At 42.5% G+C, this 17,775-nt stretch carries 18 protein-coding genes; 10 read left to right on the top strand and 8 right to left on the bottom strand.

The annotated features are described in order from the left end of the window. Positions 1-14: 14 nt before the first annotated feature. Positions 15-1,199, bottom strand: a complete 1,185-nt coding sequence (locus ACQKFG_RS14070) for a MalY/PatB family protein (protein WP_427560776.1) — start codon at positions 1,197-1,199, stop codon at positions 15-17. A gap of 92 nt (positions 1,200-1,291) precedes the next feature. Here ACQKFG_RS14070 and ACQKFG_RS14065 point away from each other — a divergent pair, with 92 nt between their 5' ends. Next, positions 1,292-1,552: a DUF1871 family protein gene (locus tag ACQKFG_RS14065; RefSeq protein WP_427559888.1), complete on the top strand. Its 261-nt coding sequence runs from the start codon at positions 1,292-1,294 to the stop codon at positions 1,550-1,552. A 241-nt stretch (positions 1,553-1,793) separates the two neighbouring features. Here ACQKFG_RS14065 and ACQKFG_RS14060 read toward each other — a convergent pair whose 3' ends face one another. After that, entirely contained in the window at positions 1,794-2,687 is an 894-nt protein-coding gene (locus ACQKFG_RS14060; protein ID WP_427559885.1) for an alpha/beta fold hydrolase, read from the bottom strand. 304 nt (positions 2,688-2,991) lie between these two features. Here ACQKFG_RS14060 and ACQKFG_RS14055 point away from each other — a divergent pair, with 304 nt between their 5' ends. After that, entirely contained in the window at positions 2,992-3,492 is a 501-nt protein-coding gene (locus tag ACQKFG_RS14055; RefSeq protein WP_192206902.1) for an Lrp/AsnC family transcriptional regulator, read from the top strand. After that, positions 3,489-4,658 (top strand): aminotransferase, encoded by a 1,170-nt coding sequence (locus ACQKFG_RS14050; RefSeq protein WP_427559882.1) that lies wholly within the window; start codon positions 3,489-3,491, stop codon positions 4,656-4,658. Before ACQKFG_RS14055 ends, ACQKFG_RS14050 begins: the two co-directional genes overlap by 4 nt. Before the next feature lie 160 nt (positions 4,659-4,818). On the opposite strand, the gene ACQKFG_RS14045 is transcribed toward ACQKFG_RS14050, so the two are convergent. Both ACQKFG_RS14045 and ACQKFG_RS14040 read right to left on the bottom strand, forming a co-directional pair. After that, positions 4,819-5,172, bottom strand: a complete 354-nt coding sequence (locus tag ACQKFG_RS14045) for a helix-turn-helix domain-containing protein (RefSeq protein ID WP_192206900.1) — start codon at positions 5,170-5,172, stop codon at positions 4,819-4,821. 141 nt (positions 5,173-5,313) lie between these two features. Beyond that, positions 5,314-6,657, bottom strand: a complete 1,344-nt coding sequence (locus ACQKFG_RS14040; RefSeq protein ID WP_427559878.1) for a sodium-dependent transporter — start codon at positions 6,655-6,657, stop codon at positions 5,314-5,316. 343 nt (positions 6,658-7,000) lie between these two features. Here ACQKFG_RS14040 and yugI point away from each other — a divergent pair, with 343 nt between their 5' ends. Then, positions 7,001-7,405: a S1 domain-containing post-transcriptional regulator GSP13 gene (yugI, locus tag ACQKFG_RS14035; protein WP_063234086.1), complete on the top strand. Its 405-nt coding sequence runs from the start codon at positions 7,001-7,003 to the stop codon at positions 7,403-7,405. A gap of 132 nt (positions 7,406-7,537) precedes the next feature. On the opposite strand, the gene ACQKFG_RS14030 is transcribed toward yugI, so the two are convergent. Further along, on the bottom strand, positions 7,538-7,771 hold the full coding sequence (locus ACQKFG_RS14030) for a DUF378 domain-containing protein (protein ID WP_063234087.1): 234 nt from the start codon (positions 7,769-7,771) through the stop codon (positions 7,538-7,540). 206 nt (positions 7,772-7,977) lie between these two features. On the opposite strand from ACQKFG_RS14030, the gene ACQKFG_RS14025 reads away from it, so the two are divergent. The 3 genes from ACQKFG_RS14025 to ACQKFG_RS14015 all read left to right on the top strand — a co-directional run bounded on the left by ACQKFG_RS14025 (position 7,978) and on the right by ACQKFG_RS14015 (position 11,265). After that, positions 7,978-9,141 (top strand): iron-containing alcohol dehydrogenase, encoded by a 1,164-nt coding sequence (locus tag ACQKFG_RS14025; RefSeq protein WP_342614751.1) that lies wholly within the window; start codon positions 7,978-7,980, stop codon positions 9,139-9,141. A 147-nt stretch (positions 9,142-9,288) separates the two neighbouring features. Next, entirely contained in the window at positions 9,289-10,635 is a 1,347-nt protein-coding gene (locus tag ACQKFG_RS14020) for a glucose-6-phosphate isomerase (protein WP_192206897.1), read from the top strand. Between the two features lie 225 nt (positions 10,636-10,860). Then, the gene (locus ACQKFG_RS14015) at positions 10,861-11,265 is read left to right on the top strand and encodes a YugN-like family protein (protein WP_349728828.1); all 405 of its coding nucleotides are present in this window, start codon (positions 10,861-10,863) and stop codon (positions 11,263-11,265) included. Here the strand turns inward: ACQKFG_RS14015 and ACQKFG_RS14010 are convergent. After that, positions 11,262-12,254, bottom strand: coding sequence for a potassium channel family protein (locus ACQKFG_RS14010; protein WP_427559872.1), 993 nt, complete (start codon positions 12,252-12,254; stop codon positions 11,262-11,264). The two genes, ACQKFG_RS14015 and ACQKFG_RS14010, sit on opposite strands and share 4 nt — an antisense overlap. A 247-nt stretch (positions 12,255-12,501) precedes the next feature. After that, positions 12,502-13,788 carry a glycosyl hydrolase family 18 protein gene (locus ACQKFG_RS14005; RefSeq protein ID WP_192206894.1) on the bottom strand — a complete coding sequence of 429 codons (1,287 nt, stop codon included), beginning with the start codon at positions 13,786-13,788 and terminating at the stop codon, positions 12,502-12,504. A gap of 165 nt (positions 13,789-13,953) precedes the next feature. Between ACQKFG_RS14005 and ACQKFG_RS14000 the strand changes: the two genes are divergently transcribed. Further along, complete coding sequence (locus tag ACQKFG_RS14000; RefSeq protein ID WP_076368100.1) at positions 13,954-14,163, top strand: alpha/beta-type small acid-soluble spore protein; 210 nt, start codon at positions 13,954-13,956, stop codon at positions 14,161-14,163. A gap of 60 nt (positions 14,164-14,223) precedes the next feature. Here the strand turns inward: ACQKFG_RS14000 and ACQKFG_RS13995 are convergent, their stop codons facing one another. Next, a complete protein-coding gene (locus ACQKFG_RS13995) occupies positions 14,224-14,967 on the bottom strand; it encodes a glycerophosphodiester phosphodiesterase (protein WP_427559868.1) in 744 nt (247 codons plus the stop codon). Between the two features lie 153 nt (positions 14,968-15,120). On the opposite strand from ACQKFG_RS13995, the gene ACQKFG_RS13990 reads away from it, so the two are divergent. Both ACQKFG_RS13990 and ACQKFG_RS13985 read left to right on the top strand, forming a co-directional pair. Continuing rightward, positions 15,121-15,948, top strand: a complete 828-nt coding sequence (locus ACQKFG_RS13990; RefSeq protein ID WP_286182396.1) for an undecaprenyl-diphosphate phosphatase — start codon at positions 15,121-15,123, stop codon at positions 15,946-15,948. A gap of 376 nt (positions 15,949-16,324) precedes the next feature. Next, entirely contained in the window at positions 16,325-17,647 is a 1,323-nt protein-coding gene (locus tag ACQKFG_RS13985) for an APC family permease (RefSeq protein WP_427559864.1), read from the top strand. Positions 17,648-17,775: the final 128 nt, after the last annotated feature.

Raw genomic sequence — 17,775 nt, 5'->3', positions numbered from 1 at the left:
GTTCTTCTTTTTATTTATGAAAACGCCAATTTCAAACGGTTTAGCCCTTCCATCAGGACGCTGCGTGAACAACCTAGATTCATTCGGACGAAACCTTCCCCGCCAGGTCCATATTTTGAACCAGGTTCCAATGCGAGCTTCCCTTGATGGATCAGTCGATCCTTGATTTCCTTGTCGGTCAATCCAAGGTCACGGCAGTCAATCCATAAAAGGTAAGAAGCTTCCGGATGCATGACATGCAGCGAAGGGATTTCGGCAGCAATGAATTCCTCTGCCACTTTAATATTTTCCTCAATGTAGCCAATCATTTCTTCAAGCCATTCCAGGCCCTCTCGATAAGCGGCTTCCATTGCTGTTAAGGCAAAGATGTTAAGACCATGGAAGGCCAGTTTCGTTTGCGCCTTTTGCAGTTGCTTCTGCAATTTTTCATTACTGGCGATCAGGAATGAAGCCTGAATGCCGGCAATATTGAATGTTTTGCTTGGCGCCATCAATGTAACGGTTATGTCCGCCAAATTTTTTGAAAGCGAGCCGATCGGATAATGCCTTGATGTTTTATGGAATAAGTCAGCATGTATCTCATCACTGACGATGACTACATTATATTTTGCACATAACTCCCCGATTCGTAACAGTTCGCCCTTTGTCCAAACGCGTCCGCCCGGGTTATGCGGACTGCAAAAAAGGAATAGTTTCACTCCGCTTTTCAGCTTGTCCTCAAAATCGGTGAAATCAATCTCGAAGCGGTCCTCTTCCATGATAAGGGGACTATTGACCACCACCCGGTCATTATTTTTGATCATATCAAAAAATGGGGTATAGACTGGAGATTGTAACAATATTTTATCGCCCGGGTTCGTGAATGCTTGGATCGTTGTACCGATTGCAGAAACGACGCCAGAGCTAAATGAAATCCACTTCTTATCGATTTGCCAGGAGTGCCGGTCTTTAAGCCAGCTTTGAATTTCGGTGAAAACCGTTTCAGAAGGGACCGTATAGCCGAAAATTGGATGGTTCAAACGTTCCATCAATGCCTTTTGAATGCCCTCAGGAGATGGGAAGTCCATATCGGCAACCCACATCGGAAGAACATCTTCGCGACCATATAATGATGTGAGCGAGTTTTTATCCCATTTTGCAGACCCTGAATTTTCCCTGTTTATTTGTTCTTCGAATATTGACTTGTTCAAAATATCCACCACCGAATAAAAATTTGTCATTTCGCGAAAAGCTTGTTGTTATGATACTATGAAATCATGTTCTTTGAAAATATTGAGCAGGTGATGATTAAATGGATACACAGCAAATGAATCTAGCGTTGGTTGCCGTATTGCAAGAATGGGATCCATTCAAGATAGGATGGGATCTTTATGAGCCGGAAATTGCAGATACGGTCGTAGCAATCCGGGATATAGATGAACCAAAGGAACTGGCGGAAAAAATAAAATCCATTTACGAGTTCTCGTTCGATGAATCCGTTCAGATGGAAAAGTGCCTTGAAGTTGCACAACAGCTGCTCATCATAAAAAATAATGCCAGCTGTTCGATCTAAAGGTGAAAAAGGGTGTACCCATCAGGGGCACCTTTTTTAGGTTTTTTTTGCTCTATACTCGTAGTTTGTGCAGTACAATCGCAATTTGTGCAGTATACTCGTAAATTTGCGCAATCTACTCGTGAGTTTGTGCAATTTACTCGTGAATTTGCGCGATATACTCGTGAGTTTGTGCAATTTACTCGTGAGTTTCGGCGATTTACTCGTGAATTTCAGCCATTTACTCGTGAGTTTGCACGATTTACTCGTGAATTTCGGCGATATACTCATGAATTTCGGCGATATACTCATGAGTCGTTGGGGTGGCCACTCCAATAAACCCTTTAATTAATTGATATACTTCTTCCGGTTTCTCCTCTGGAAGAAGGTGCCCGGATTCCTCAAGGACAACAAGCTTGGAATTAGGCAGGTCTTCATGGAGCCTTTGGCCAATATTCAATGGCACAACTCGATCATGCCTTCCCCAAATAAGCAGGCATGGTGTATGGATATCACTAAGGTCCTCCTTCAATAAATCGACTTCCTTGTCTCGAAGCATCCTCCCCAATGCCCGGAAAATATCATGCTTCTTTATGAAGGGACCTAGGTATCCCTGCCGCATTTCATCGTCAATCATTGCCGGGTCGTGGACGACATTTTTCAAATTCTTTTCGATACCTGATTTTTGTAGATACCGTTTTATCCCGAATGAAAAGAAGGGCAGGTAACTGACCATCTTCATTTTCTCCGAATAGCTGGGCTGATAGCCTGAACCGGCAAGAAGAATGGCATGGTCGACAAGATGAGGATACGATTTGATGAGCTGCAGGGAAATCTGCCCGCCCATGGAATGGCCGATGGTGCTGAATTTCCTGATGTCTTTTCCTTCTAAGAACATAACGACTGAATTGGCAATGTTCCGGAATGAATATGTATATCGATAATCTTTTCCGCTTTGCCCGAATGGCGGGAGGTCTATGGAAATCACATTGTATTCCTTGATTAAATAGGGCACTAATTTACGGAAACTGAAGCTCGACGACAAAAATCCATGAAGCAGGACAAGGGTGGGTAGGGAATCGTCGATTCGGTCATATTCAAAATAGATATCCATATTACCCACCTGTTCGACGCCTTTGATTGTATGACTTTCCATAAAAGCTCCTCCTCCGTAATTGGTCCATGATAAAAATCCATGTTTTCCTTGATATTCCAAAAAAGGTCCTTTAATACTGTTGCATAACAGTAATTGTAATAATAACGATGAAAAAAGACAATTACTATAACAGGTCACCAACCAATTTTGATATAATAGTGTAAGTTTATCCTGACAGAATAGGACTTATTAAATTATTTTGTCATATAGGTTTTTAAAAAAGTCTAATAAGGTAATTCGTGAGACTATCTGCCAGCCAAACCATCACATCTAAATTAGTGAATTCCAAAAGGGGGGTTTTCCAATGCACTTGAATGAAGAGGAATTGGAAGTCTTGAGAATCATTGAAAGTAACAGCCGGATTGATATGAAGGATTTGGCTAAAATGACCGATCAATCAGAATCGGACATTGAAATCACATTGAAGAAATTAGAAGATATGCGGGTCATTGTCCGTTATTTAACAGTCATTAACTGGGCTAAAGTGGATGAATACCATGGTGTCACAGCTATGATCGATGTAAAAGTCACTCCTAAACGCGGCGTCGGTTTCGATGAGGTCGCAAAAAGGATTTATAAATTCAAAGAAGTCCAGTCCGTTTATTTAATGTCTGGGGCTTATGATCTTTCGGTCATTGTCGAAGGACGTTCGATGAACGAAGTGGCAAGCTTTGTTTCGGAAAAGCTTTCGACACTGGATTCCGTCATTTCTACTACGACTCACTTCATTATGAAAAAATATAAGCATGATGGCACTATTTTCGAGCAAACTGAAGAAGATAAGCGGATAGTGGTGTCACCATGATTAAAACGAGTTATGTTTCAAAAACGGTTGCAGATATTAAACCATCAGGCATCCGCCGTTTTTTCGACTTGGCTGCCAATTTGGAAGGGGTCGTCTCCCTTGGTGTGGGTGAACCGGATTTCGTTACATCTTGGGCAGTAAGGGAAGCGGCGATCAACTCCTTGGAGGAAGGGTATACCTCTTATACGGCCAATGCCGGATTATATGAATTAAGGTCGGAAATCAGCGGGTATATGGAGAAGCAGTTCCATGTTTCGTATAGACCGGAGGATCAAATCATCGTCACGGTCGGAGCAAGCCAAGCCCTCGATATTGCCCTGAGGACAATCTTGAATCCGGGTGAAGAAGTCATTGTCGTCGAACCGTGTTTCGTCGCCTATGCACCGCTTGTGACCATGGCAGGGGGAATACCGGTCACGGTCCAAACATCCAAGGAAGATGATTTTAAATTGACTCCCCAACAACTCGAGGCGGCGATCACGCCTAAAACGAAGGCTGTATTAATCTGTTCGCCGAATAACCCGACGGGAACCCAACTTGGGCAGGAAGAATTAGTGATGCTTGCTGACATCGTTAAAAAGCATGACTTGCTGGTGATTTCCGATGAAATCTATGCAGAACTTGCTTATGATGAGACATTCACTTCTTTTGCTGCCATTGACGGCATGCTTGAGCGGACAATTGTCATCAATGGGTTTTCGAAAGGGTTTGCGATGACTGGATGGCGTCTTGGGTTCGTTTGTGCACCTAAGGAAATTTCCGAAGCGATGCTTAAGCTTCATCAATATGCGATGATGTGTGCGCCGACCATTGCGCAGCATGCTGCATTGGAAGCTTTAAAGCACGGAATGCAGGATGTGGAGGAAATGCGCCGCAGTTATCGAAGAAGGCGAAATTATATCGTGAAATCATTTAACGATATGGGGCTGGATTGCCATAATCCTGGCGGGGCTTTTTACGCATTTCCTTCAATCGAGAAAACGGGAATGACTTCAATGGAATTTGCTGAAAAACTTCTGACGGAAGAACTTGTAGCCGTTGTGCCGGGTGATGTATTTGGGGAAAGCGGCGAAGGTCATATCCGCTGTTCCTATGCATCCTCGATGGAACAGCTTCAAGAAGCGCTTAGAAGGATGGAACGTTTCATGAAGAAACATTGTAAATAAAAGCAAAAAAATAGGGATCCGGCCGTTCCAAGCAGCCGGATCCCTTTCCATAGGGGGAATTAGAAAAAAGAGTTAATCTAATGGATTAACATAGAAAGTGTTAATCATAGTATATCCAGTACCCTGGAAAAAAATACACATACTATGACCTTTTTTTGAATTAAGCTTGTGTATTATATAAAGTATGCATAACATTCAGAATTTGGTCTTCACTAAAGTCCTTGGCTGTTCTTAGAATGAGCTCCGCTTTTTTTGTTCCGATTTCTTCAATCAGTTTTTTTATGTCCTCGTCGATACCAGCAGCGTTCCCAGTTTGGGCATCCTTCAGGAATTCTGAAGCAGGAATGTCAAGAACGGTGGAAAGCCGTAGAATGGTTTGTGTATCTGGAATCGATTCACCCGATTCATACATTTCTATCTTCTTCGTGCCCATTCGTAATTTCAAAGCAAGTTCCTGTTGAGTGAGGTTGTGATTTTCTCGGTATTGCCGGATATTCTTCGCGATATTTGACATAGTCAGACACTCCTTTTTCAGGAAATATATTTTCTTCTTGTCATTATTTTACCATATTATTACTTAAGGAAAGTCACGGAATATGTAGGTTTTGTGAAAAAAATGCCGCATCGAGAAATATCGAAACGGCACGTCGGAATGTTAAATGAGACTAGTGGACTTAAGGAATACGAGTATAATCATGATAGGCACGACGTAGCGAATCAGGAAATACCAAAGTTTAAAAAGTGATCGGCCGGAATCAGCGCCAGATTCGAACTCCTTTTGTACCTCGATCCTTTTCATTTGATAGCCGATGAAAAGAGATATGAACAAGGCACCGACTGGCAGCGCGATATTGCTTGTCAGATAATCAGCGAAATCGAATATGGATAAATTGAAAATCTTCACATCCGAAAGCACCCCAAATGATAATGCACTAGGAATCCCAATCAGGAAAACGGTGATACCAGCTATCCAAGAAGCCTTCTTCCGCTTTGCTGCATCACCCTTGATCATGGCTGCAACGGTGATTTCGAGAATGGAGAATGCCGTCGTAAGGGTGGCAAATAATAATAATATGAAGAAAATGAACATGAAGATCCCGCCAAGCGCCATTTCATTGAATACGGCAGGCAACACGACAAAAACCAGTCCAGGCCCGCTTGAGGGGCTGAAACCCAGTGCGAAAACAGCAGGGAAGATGACCAAACCTGCCAGCAAGGAAATGAAGATATTCAGTCCAACTACCGAAAAGGCCGATTTTGTAATATCTTCTTTTTTACTTAAATAGGATGCGTAGGTTACCATCACGGAAACACCGACACTTAGTGCAAAGAAGGATTGGCCAAGTGCCAATAGGATCGTTTCCCCTGTTAATGCGGAAAAGTCCGGCATCAAGAAGAATTTAACACCCTCCATCGCTCCATTCAGAGTCAAGGAACGGATAAGAAGAATGATGAAAAGGATGAACAAGGAAGGCATCATATATTTATTAGCCTTTTCAATTCCCTTTGAAACCCCGCCTTGCACGACCCAAATGGTAAAGACCATGAATAATAACTGAGCGATAACCGTTTCATATGGATTACTGATTATCGTATTGAAGAAGTTCCCGTATTCTTCTTGCGTCAAGTTTGAGAGAGAACCTGTAAAGCTTCTTGCTAAATACGAGATGATCCAGCCTCCGACAACACTGAAGAAGGAAAGAAGAATGATTGAAGCGACGACACCGCCATATCCAATCAACGCCCAAGGCTTTCCAGGGGCGATATGTTTATATGCGCTAATGGCATCTTTCTGTGCATTGCGGCCAATCGTGAATTCCGCTATTAATATCGGTGCACCGATAAGTATGGTGAATAAAATGAAGAGCAGGAAGAAGGCCCCTCCGCCATTTGCCCCAGTCATATATGGGAGCTTCCAGATGGCGCCTAATCCAATAGCGGATCCCGCGGCTGCTAGGATGAACCCAAGTTTTGAAGTCCATTGATCTTGTTTTGACATGATGGAAAAACTCCTTTGGATGTAAAGAATATCTAGCTGTATAATACTTATTTAAAACATTTTCTCATCTTACTATGATTCGGGGGAAATGGGTAGTGCTCACTATTGCAATCTTTAGAAAAATGAGCAAATATTTAAGGGGAATAGAGGTTATTTGCAAATTTTTAGGATAAGTTATACGTAAAGAGCTTATAATATTTATTATTTCCAAAAAACAAACATTTTTAATGAGTAAAATCCCAAAAAGTATGGTATACTTAACTTTGATTATTTTCCAATTATGTGATATAATTTTTTATTGCGTGAAAAGACGAAAAAATATATATAAAATAGGAGTGTTACCATGTCTGAAAAATTCGAAATTGGTGCGGTAGTTGCTGGTAAAGTAACTGGTATTCAACCATACGGTGCATTTGTTGCTTTAGATGATTCAACTCAAGGTTTAGTTCATATTTCTGAAATTACTCACGGCTTCGTTAAAGATATCAACGAACATTTAAAAGTGGGCGATGAAGTGAAAGTTAAAGTCCTTTCCATCGATTCAGCTGCTGGAAAAATCGGCTTATCGATCCGCGCTACAGAAGAAGCTCCTGAGCGTACTGAAGCTCCGAAAAAAGCTCCGAAAAAACGCCAAGCTTCTGTTAAAGCGACATCTCACATCGAATCTACTGAAGGTTTCAACACATTGAAAGACAAACTTCAAGAGTGGATTGAACAATCTCAACGCGAAGACTTAATCAAAAAATAATTTTGGGAACCGGCAGATCCTTCGATCAGCCGGTTTTTTTGTCCAGTGGGGCATATGAATGAAATAAAGCCGGGTCATGTGTTTATCCATGGTCCGGCTTTATTTTATAAAACATAAACAATGTCGATGACATCAACGAGTCGGTTTAGTTTCAGGCTCTCTGGAAATTTCAGGGCTTGGTTTAAAGAGAAGACCAAGATTAATGAGACCGGCGATTCCAACCAACCCATAAACGATACGGGCTAATCCAGCATCTTGCCCCCCGAAAATCGAAGCGACCAAGTCAAATTGGAAAAAACCTATTAATCCCCAGTTGATTGCCCCAATTATTGTAAGAACAAGTGCAGTTCTTTGTATTCCACTCATTGTACTGCCTCCTTTTTTTGAAAAAAATCAGTTCTTTATTTATCATGCTTTTTCATCATGTAAATATACATCACTTCAAAAGTTCCGGGCGGATATTTTGTATTTAAATGGAACATTGGTCATAATGAATAAAAGAAAAACTAGCACATGCACTTTGGACAATTCTAAAACGGAGTCAATGTGGCATCATTAAAGGAGAGATATCATTGGAGAATTACACTTATAAAAATCCTACTAAAGTCATTTTCGGCAAAGGTCAGCTTGAAAGCCTAAAAACTGAAATTCCTGCGTATGGAGATAAAGTTTTACTTGTATACGGTGGGGGAAGCATAAAGAAAAATGGCTTATATGAAAAAGTGGTCAATACCTTGAAAGAGATTGATGCAGAGGTGCACGAACTTTCCGGGGTTGAACCGAATCCACGCATCTCGACAGTCCGAAAAGGTGTTGATCTTTGTAAAGAACATGGTATCGACTTTGTCCTGGCTGTTGGGGGAGGAAGCGTAATCGACGCTACTAAGGCCATCGTTGCGGGTGCTAAATATGAGGGGGATCCATGGGATCTTGTCATTAAGAAGGCACCAGTCGAAGAGGCACTTCCATTCGGAACGGTGCTGACTTTAGCTGCAACCGGCTCTGAAGCGAATTCGGGATCTGTCATAACAAACTGGGAAACGAAAGAGAAATATGGATGGGGAAGTCCATTGGTATTTCCGCAGTTCTCCATTTTGGATCCTGAAAATACTTTTTCAGTACCAAAAGACCAAACGGTATACGGAATGGTCGATATGATGTCACATGTGTTCGAAACGTATTTCCATCCGGAAACGCATGCGCCGCTACAGGACCGTTTTTGTGAATCGCTGTTATCGACGGTGATTGAAACGGCACCTAAACTATTGGAAGACCTGGAGAATTACGAGCACCGGGCTACCATCCTGTATGCTGGAAACCTGGCCTTGAATGGGTCGCTTGGGGTCGGTTACAGCGGTGATTGGGCAACGCATAACATTGAACATGCCGTTTCAGCTGTTTATGACATCCCGCATGCAGGGGGATTGGCCATCTTATTCCCAAATTGGATGAAGCATGTGCTGCATGAAAATGTCGCACGCTTTAAACAAGTGGCAGTCCGTGTATTCCATGTAGATCCTGAAGGTAAGACAGATGAGGAAGCGGCCCTTGAAGGCATTGAAAGACTTAGGTCATTTTGGAGCAGCTTAGGGGCTCCGACCAATCTTTCGGATTATGGCATCGATGACTCACAATTGGAAGTCATGGCTGATAAAGCGATGAGCAGAGGGGATTTTGGAAGATTCAAAGTGCTGAACCGGGAAGATGTTCTTGCCATTTTACGGGCTTCATTATAAACAAGTGATATGATCCATTCTCCCGCCTTGTCAGGTGGGAGATTACTTTATATGCATAATTCATTGTTTACTTGATCGATTTCTTGATTATGAGAATTACATCAGATAAAGTGAAAGGGAAACTAAAGAATTCAAGGAGGAATTTGAATGGCCCATATTCGTTTCGATTATTCAAAAGCCCTGCCGTTTTTCGGGGAGCATGAAATTACCTATTTACAGGATGCTGTAAAAGTGGCACACCATTCCCTGCATGAGCAGACAGGGGCAGGCAATGAATATCTTGGCTGGCTTGATTTACCCGCCAATTATGATAAAGAAGAGTTCTCAAGAATCAAAAAAGCGGCCGCGAAAATAAAAGAAGATTCAGAAGTGCTGCTGGTTATCGGAATCGGTGGATCATATCTAGGAGCGCGGGCAGCAGTTGAGATGCTTCAACATAGTTTTTATAACATTTTACCTTCGGATAAAAGAAATGCACCGCAAATTTTGTTTGTGGGTAATAATATAAGCTCTACATATATGCAGGACGTCATGGACCTATTGGAAAATAGGGATTTCTCGATCAATGTCATCTCTAAATCCGGTACGACCACGGAGCCTGCACTGGCCTTCAGGATTTTCCGGAAACTGCTGGAACAAAAATACGGCGTTGAAGAAGCTAAGGGCCGCATTTATGCTACCACTGATAAAGAGAAGGGTGCATTAAAAACGGTAGCGACGGAGGAAGGTTTCCAAACTTTCGTCATTCCTGATGATGTTGGCGGACGTTACTCGGTCTTAACGGCTGTAGGGCTGCTTCCGATTGCGGTCAGCGGGGCGGACATCGATCAAATCATGGAGGGAGCCGAACGTGCCAGGGTGGACTTCAGTTCTTCCGAGTTAGGCGAGAATCAGGCATACCAATATGCGGCGGTTCGGAATATCCTTTACAATAAAGGGAAAACGATTGAAATGCTGATAAACTATGAGCCTGGACTTCAATACTTCTCTGAGTGGTGGAAACAATTATTCGGGGAAAGTGAAGGAAAGGATCAAAAAGGGATATTCCCTTCATCGGCTAACTTCTCGACTGACCTGCATTCATTAGGGCAGTATGTTCAGGAAGGACGGCGTGATCTTTTTGAGACGGTCATCAAAGTGGAAAAGGCCCGTCATGAAATCTTGATTGAAGAAGCGGCCAATGACTTGGATGGCCTGAATTACCTATCAGGTAAAACGGTTCAATTCGTGAATGATAAAGCATTTGAGGGTACGCTGTTAGCCCATACGGACGGTGGAGTTCCCAACCTGATCGTAACGGTTCCGCAGCTTGATGCTTATACTTTTGGCTACCTTGTGTATTTCTTCGAGAAAGCTTGTGCAATGAGCGGATACTTACTGGGTGTAAATCCATTTGATCAGCCTGGAGTGGAAGCCTATAAGGTGAACATGTTTGCACTTTTAGGAAAGCCGGGTTATGAAAAGAAAAAAGCGGAGCTCGAACAGCGCTTATAATATAAAAGGCATCAAGCGGGAATAACATCCTGCTTGATGCCTTTTTTTGTTGAAAGCTAGAGCAGTGCCATCAAGGAAGCGATGAAGAAAGAGGAACTTCACAAAAGCATAAGGGTGTCTTGGAAGCAACCTTTCGCCAATCGAGGGAACAATAGAGGCATTCCAGGTTTTTTTTTAGGCACTTTGGTTAAGCTAATAGAAAATTAGCGAAAGAGGTTTTATATAATGATTAAAATTTCTTCTCAGTTGGAAGGGAAAACATTCGGTTTGTTCGATCTGGAGACGAAGTTGAAACCGGAAGGATATGTGATAGGCGGGGGATGGGATTATGACCACGGGTCTTTTGATTATAAGATTGATGGCAGTGATGGCTACCAATTCTTGCGAGTCCCTTTCAAGGCTGTTGATGGTTCACTCGATAAGGATGGGGTAATGGTCGAACTATTACAACCGTTTTTGCTATCTCACAAGTACGAGGACGGGATGGATGATGAAGGAAATATCGGAAACCTCTCCGCTTCCTTCAATCAGTTTGCCGAGCCTGAAGATCCGGATGCCGAATTTCCGGAAAACTATATCTCATTAGGAAAAGCGCTTGTCCGTGATTTGGAAAAGATTTTATTACATTAATCTTCAATGATGAGCAAAGTGTCATCACGATGTATAATTACATCTCCAGGGGGCTTGAATAATGTCTTGCCTCCTGAAATGATGCCGACCAATAAAATATCTTGATCGAATAGTTTAACGTTCAACTGTTTAAACGTCAATTCAACCCAGTCATCCTCGACGGACAACTGCTTGATGTTCAATCCATCCCGGTCTTTTTGTTCTTCGGCATCCGCAAGGATTCCCTTCGATAAGCAATCCTGCATATATTCACTCGCAAATTTATTCGTTTCCACGATACCGTCCGCTCCAGCCCGTAAAGCATTTTCCTTTTGTTCATGCGTTAATATTTCCACAAGACAATATACATGAGGATTCAGCCCTTTGACGGCCAGTAATGTTAATATCGAGAACATATCCGTTTGCAGCTCGTCTTGCTTAAGGTCAGCCGTGATCAGGACGCGTATGGCTTGCTTTACATTTGCTTTCTGCAAAACGGAATCCAATGTAGCCTTTCCTTGAATAAAGTGGATATTCGTTCTTGGAAGCGGGTGCTTTTGCAGCGTATCATCTATAAGGACAATGCATTGATGATGATTACGATCATGAATGTTTTCGATGATTCTCTGGGAACGGCCATTCCAGCCCACAATAATAAAATGTCCGCTGCCGCCGAATACTTTCTTTCCTGTTAGAAATTGCTGTTCATTGGAAATGGAAATCTTTGCAATGTACGCAAAATAAGAGGTAATCAGGCCGGCGCCTGACAAAATGAGGACCATCCCAATGACTTTACCAAGATTTGTAACGGGAGTGAAATCTCCGTAACCCACCGTTGACATAGTCACGATTGCCCACCAGATGCCATCAAGTAAAGTAGGGAATCTCTCCGGCTCCACAAAGTGTATCAAGACCCCGAATGAAAGTAAAAATACTGCGATGGTGGATAGCAACCTGATGAAACGCGGAAATCTGGGAACGATGCTGGAGTATGGACCGATTCGAATCATGTTTTTCACCCCCCCTTAAGCTGTTCCTTTTAGTATGGTCAAAAAAGGCTTGGCTCATAAGGGTGCGGCCAGACAAACTTTGAATGATGAATATTGGAAAGTTGCCATTATATTTCGGGTAAATGATAAAAGCCATCCGGATGATGCCGGAAGGCTTTTATGGTTGAGTCACGTATCCTAAAACCGGACTTCATGCTCGATGATTGATTATATGCCCGTTTGCGTTGCGGTATTCCTTCATCTTTTTTTAGACCCTTCTCCTGACGTTAAAGTTATCACTGATGAGCAGCCAGTTTTGAGGGAAGGCTAAGCCGAGCTTCCAATAACTCATTCCCCTTAGATTCAGTTCTTTGATTAAATCGAATTTAGCCTGAATGGATCTGGCATCTTCAAACCACACCTCATGCTTCCTATCCTCTATATCGGTATAGTTGAAGTGCGGGGCCTGTGCGGTTTCATCATACTCGATGGCAACATTATTGGCCGCCGCAATCTGGATGGCCTGCTGCGGGCTCACGGCCTTGGCAGTGGATCCCTGTACAAAAGGCAGGGTCCAATCATAGCCATATAGATTCTGCCCCATCAGGATCTTGTTGGAGGGAATATCGGTGACAGCATATTCGAGAACTTCCCGAACAGGTCCAATAGGTGACACGGCCATTGCCGGTCCTCCGCTATATCCCCATTCATAAGTCATGATGATAACGAAGTCGACGATTTCACCATGTGCTTTATAGTCATGTGCCTCATACCAACGGCCTTTTTGCTCAGCGCTTGTTTTAGGGGCAAGTGCCGTGGAAATGTACCATCCTTCTTTCTTGAAACGTTCCTTGGCTTTTCGGAGAAATTGATTATACGCTTCCCTATCGGCCGGCCTTAAAAACTCAAAGTCAAAGTGAATATCCCGGAATCCATATTTCTTTGCCGTAGTAACGATATTGTTCAGGAACTTATTTTGAATGGAAGTATTCGTTAAAATGATTCGCCCAAGCTCATCGCTGAATTGGTCGTTTTCCTGATTCGTGATGACCATCATCAGGACATTTTTATTTTCTCTGGCGATGGCAGGGAATTCATTGAGCAAAGGCTCTTTTAAGGAGCCGTCACGAAGCGCCTGGAAGCTGAAGGGGGCTAAATAGGTTAAATAGGGCCCAGCTTCCCTGGCGGCCGTTTCAAGGGCCGGTGCAACGGATGTACCCCGCGGCTCGACATACCCGTTGAATTCGGCGGTCCTTTTCTTTCGTGCCGGAATATAGAGCCGGTATCCAACGGATAGGTTTTGATTTTCGGAAATGCCATTTATTTTTGCCAATTCTTGAACAGGGACATCAACTTTTTGAGATATCGAATATAAACTATCACCCGGTTGAACGAAATAATAACTGCCGACGATTGGAATGACAAGGGCCTGCCCCGAAACAAGATTATTTGGGTTAGGGATCTTATTTGATTCGATGAGCCTGTCAACGGTTACGCTGTATGTCTGGGCGATGCCATATAACGTCTGGCCTGGCCTAACCACATGTATTTGCAATTCTTTTCCCTCCTACTGAAAGTTTCCTAACAGTTTATGAGCATAAAAAGAAATTCATGATAAAGAGCTTAGGATTGAGAGAATCCCAAATGGAAAAATTCAATAAATTGGCAATAATAATTTAAGCTTAAAATGCTAATTAATATTAGTAGGAGGTGAAAACACATGGCAAACAACAATAACAGCAATCAACTAGTAGTAGCTGGTGCAGAGCAAGCTCTACAACAAATGAAGAATGAAATCGCTAGTGAATTTGGTGTAAACCTAGGTGCTGACACTACTTCTCGCGCTAACGGATCTGTTGGTGGGGAAATCACAAAACGTTTGGTTCAAATGGCTGAACAACAACTAGGCGGTTCAAACTTTTCTCGTTAATTAATTGAATAAATATGGATTAGAAAGAGAAGGAGCATCGCTCCTTCTCTTTCGCATTGTTCAGCCATGTGACTGCCGGGCTTTTAAAATCTTGATTGCCTTTTCAGGGAAATCGGTCATGATGACGTCGACTCCCAACTCTGCCAGCTTGACGATGTCGGCTTCATCATTGGCAACCCAAGGACGGATTTTATATCCAAGTTTTTTCGCTTTTTCATTAACTTCCGGGGTCAGGCTGTTTTTATCGGGATGAAAACCCGCTTCTTTTTTATCACGTAAGATTTCTTCGTAGTTTTCAGGAAGCCCCTCGAACAATAATGCACGTTCAAGGTCTGGGGCAAGCATCTTCACTTTTTCAATGGATTGATGGTTGAAGGAAGAGAGGATAACCCGATTTTCCATATGATATTGACGAATTAGATCAATGATTTTCTGTTCGATTCCCTCGTAAGCGAGTTTATCCGTTTTGATTTCGATATTCATCAATAAAGCGTTGCCCTTAGCCCAGTCGAAAACGTCCATTAAAAAAGGGATCCGCTCCCCAAGGAATTCCTTGGAAAACTTCCTCCCGGCATCAGCCGTTTTCAGCCTTTGTGCCGACTGCTCTTTTACATAACCAGTAAGGGTGGTCGTTCGATCAAGTGTTTCGTCATGGATGATGACCAATTCCCCATCAGAACTGAGATGGACATCGAACTCGATCCCTTCGGCCCCGATTTCTGCCGCCTTTTGAAATGCAGCCATGGTATTTTCAGGATGCGTCCCCTTGGACCCCCTATGGGCAAAAATAAGTATGTTTTGCAAAATCATCACATCCCCTTTAAACTTTATCTTGAACCCTATCATACATGTATCACTGAATAGTTTCAGCAATGTTTAATAGACAATATTTTAAACAACGAGTAAAATACATATGGTATTTCCATAAATAGGCGTTCGAAATATGAGGTGAATAAAATGAATATGTGGGAAATTTTTGTTGCAGTTATCCTTGGTCTTGTAGAAGGGTTAACTGAATTTGCTCCTGTATCTTCTACAGGGCATATGATCATCGTCGATGATTTATGGCTGAAATCAACTGAGCTTTTCGGGAGTGAAGTGGCGAATGCCTTTAAGGTGGTCATCCAGCTTGGTTCGATACTCGCCGTTGTCGTGCTCTTCTGGGGACGGTTCATGGACTTGCTTGGTTTAAGGAAGCTGAAGGGCACATCCGCTGCGAACGGCCCAAAGCTTAACTTATTGCAGATCTTTGTCGGATTGCTGCCGGCTGGCGTTTTAGGTCTAATATTCGAAGATTACATTGATGAACATTTATTTACGATGAAGACGGTCATCGTCGGATTGTTCCTTGGCGCATTCTTGATGATTGCTGCGGATAAATTCCGTCCTAAGCTGACTGCTGAAACGGTTGACCAAATCACTTATAAACAAGCTTTCGGTGTAGGGTTAATTCAATGTTTGTCATTGTGGCCGGGATTCTCTCGTTCAGGTTCAACCATTTCCGGAGGAGTGCTTTTAGGAATGAGCTATCGCGCTGCTTCCGATTTCACGTTCATCATGGCAGTGCCAATCATGGCTGGTGCCAGTCTGTTGAAAATCGTGAAATATTGGGAATTCTTCACGCCTGAAGTTCTGCCATTCTTTATTGCAGGTTTCATCAGTGCATTTATCTTTGCATTATTCTGTATCCGCTTTTTCTTGATTTTAATCAATAAAGTTAAATTGACTCCTTTTGCCATTTACCGGATTGTCTTGGCGGTTGTGCTTCTATTTATTATTTGGTAATACGAAATGAAGCGTGAAATAGGAGAGGAACCACCCCGTTGATTCGGGGTGGCCTTTTTTTGTGGTCGAAAAAAAGCTGAATTTCCAGAAAAATCTTTACGAATGATAATTAGTTTTTTGTATTTTTAGTTCGTTATTATTGAGTTAATTATCAATAAATCTTTTGATTATAAAAAAATATTCGGTTTTTGGTGTGTTTTTAGACATAGTTAGTAAAAAAAATATAAGTGCGGTAAAGCTCCCTGAGCGTAGTGATACCAACGTGTTTGATTATTTTTTGTAATATTCAAAGGATTGCATAAACTATTCCCGTATAATTTATATGATATAATTTTTAGTATAAATAAAGTACATGTGTACACCTGGGGAGGACAACATGAGAAATGACCAATTGAAGAAAACGATTGGATTTTGGGTTGGAACATCAATTGTAGTTGGTACAGTTATCGGTTCTGGTATTTTCATGAGACCCGGTGACGTGCTTGAGTTAAGCGGTAATTCAACCATGGCCTTATTAGCCTGGCTGATAGGCGGCCTGATTACCCTTGCTAGCGGGTTGACGATTGCGGAAGTGAGTACACGGATCCCTAAAACCGGAGGCTTATATGTTTATATGGAAGAAGTGTACGGAAAAGCATGGGGATTCCTATGCGGCTGGGTTCAGACATTGGTATATGGACCTGCAGTCATGGGCGCACTCAGTTTATACTTCGGGTTATTAGTCGCAGGAATATTTAATATCGCTTCTGGCTACACTTTGGCGATAGGGATTTTTACGATCGTATTCATAGCAGGCATGAATCTTCTGGGGACAAAATACGGCGGTATCATACAAACCTTATCGACCGTTGCTAAACTGATCCCCATCATTTTCATAGCGGTGTTCGGTATCGCACAAGGTGATATGCCTGTATTCAATATCGATAGTGAAAGTTCAATGAAAATCAGTATGGCCGGTGCGATTTTGGCTACGCTCTGGGCGTATGATGGCTGGATGAATGTCGGCTTCATGGCTGGGGAAATGAAAAACCCGCAGAAAACGCTGCCGCGGGCAATCATAACGGGATTGGTCGTGGTCATGGTCGCTTACTTGGCTGTGAACCTTGCCATGCTTCATGTATTGGGGGCGGAGGGAGTCATAGCTCATGGCACGAATGCAGCGAATGTTGCGGCAACGCTTCTATTTGGTGAATTGGGCGGGAAATTGATATCAATCGGAATAGCGATTTCAATCTTCGGTTGCTTGAACGGAAAGCTTTTGACCTTTCCGCGCATTACCTTGGCGATGGCGACTGATAAAATGATGCCAGGCCATAAACAAATCGGGAAAATATCGCCCAAGTTCAAAACGCCTATAAATGCGACGATATTGCAAGTGATCATTGCAATCATCATGATGGTTGCAACAGACCCTGACAAACTTACCAATATGGCCGTATTCTCTGTCTTCTGTTTTTATGGATTAGCCTTCTTTGCGGTCTTCATCTTACGCAGAAAAGATCCGGATGCAAAAACTTATAAAGTGCCATTTTACCCATTCATCCCCATCGTGGCGATTGCTGGTGCAATATATATTGTTTTAAGCACATTAATCCAAACACCTTTAAATGCCTTGTACTCGGTGATCATCCTCATTATAGGAATGCCAGTGTATTGGCTCCTTAAAAAAGGTGAACGGGATGATAAACGTTCATATTAATGAAAAACCCTTCACTGCATGCAGTGGAGGGTTTTTGTGAATTTGTGGAACAAAACTTTCCCTTTGGACAAAAGTGGCGAAATAGACAACTCGGGAAGTTCGTATTAACATAGGGGGAAAGTTAAATA

Origin of the sequence: Peribacillus sp. NPDC076916, assembly GCF_050269675.1 — a bacterium.
Taxonomy (GTDB): domain Bacteria; phylum Bacillota; class Bacilli; order Bacillales; family DSM-1321; genus Peribacillus; species Peribacillus aracenensis.
The sequence above is the reverse complement of the archived record's forward strand: the minus strand, read 5'-3'. Positions and strand labels throughout refer to the sequence as shown.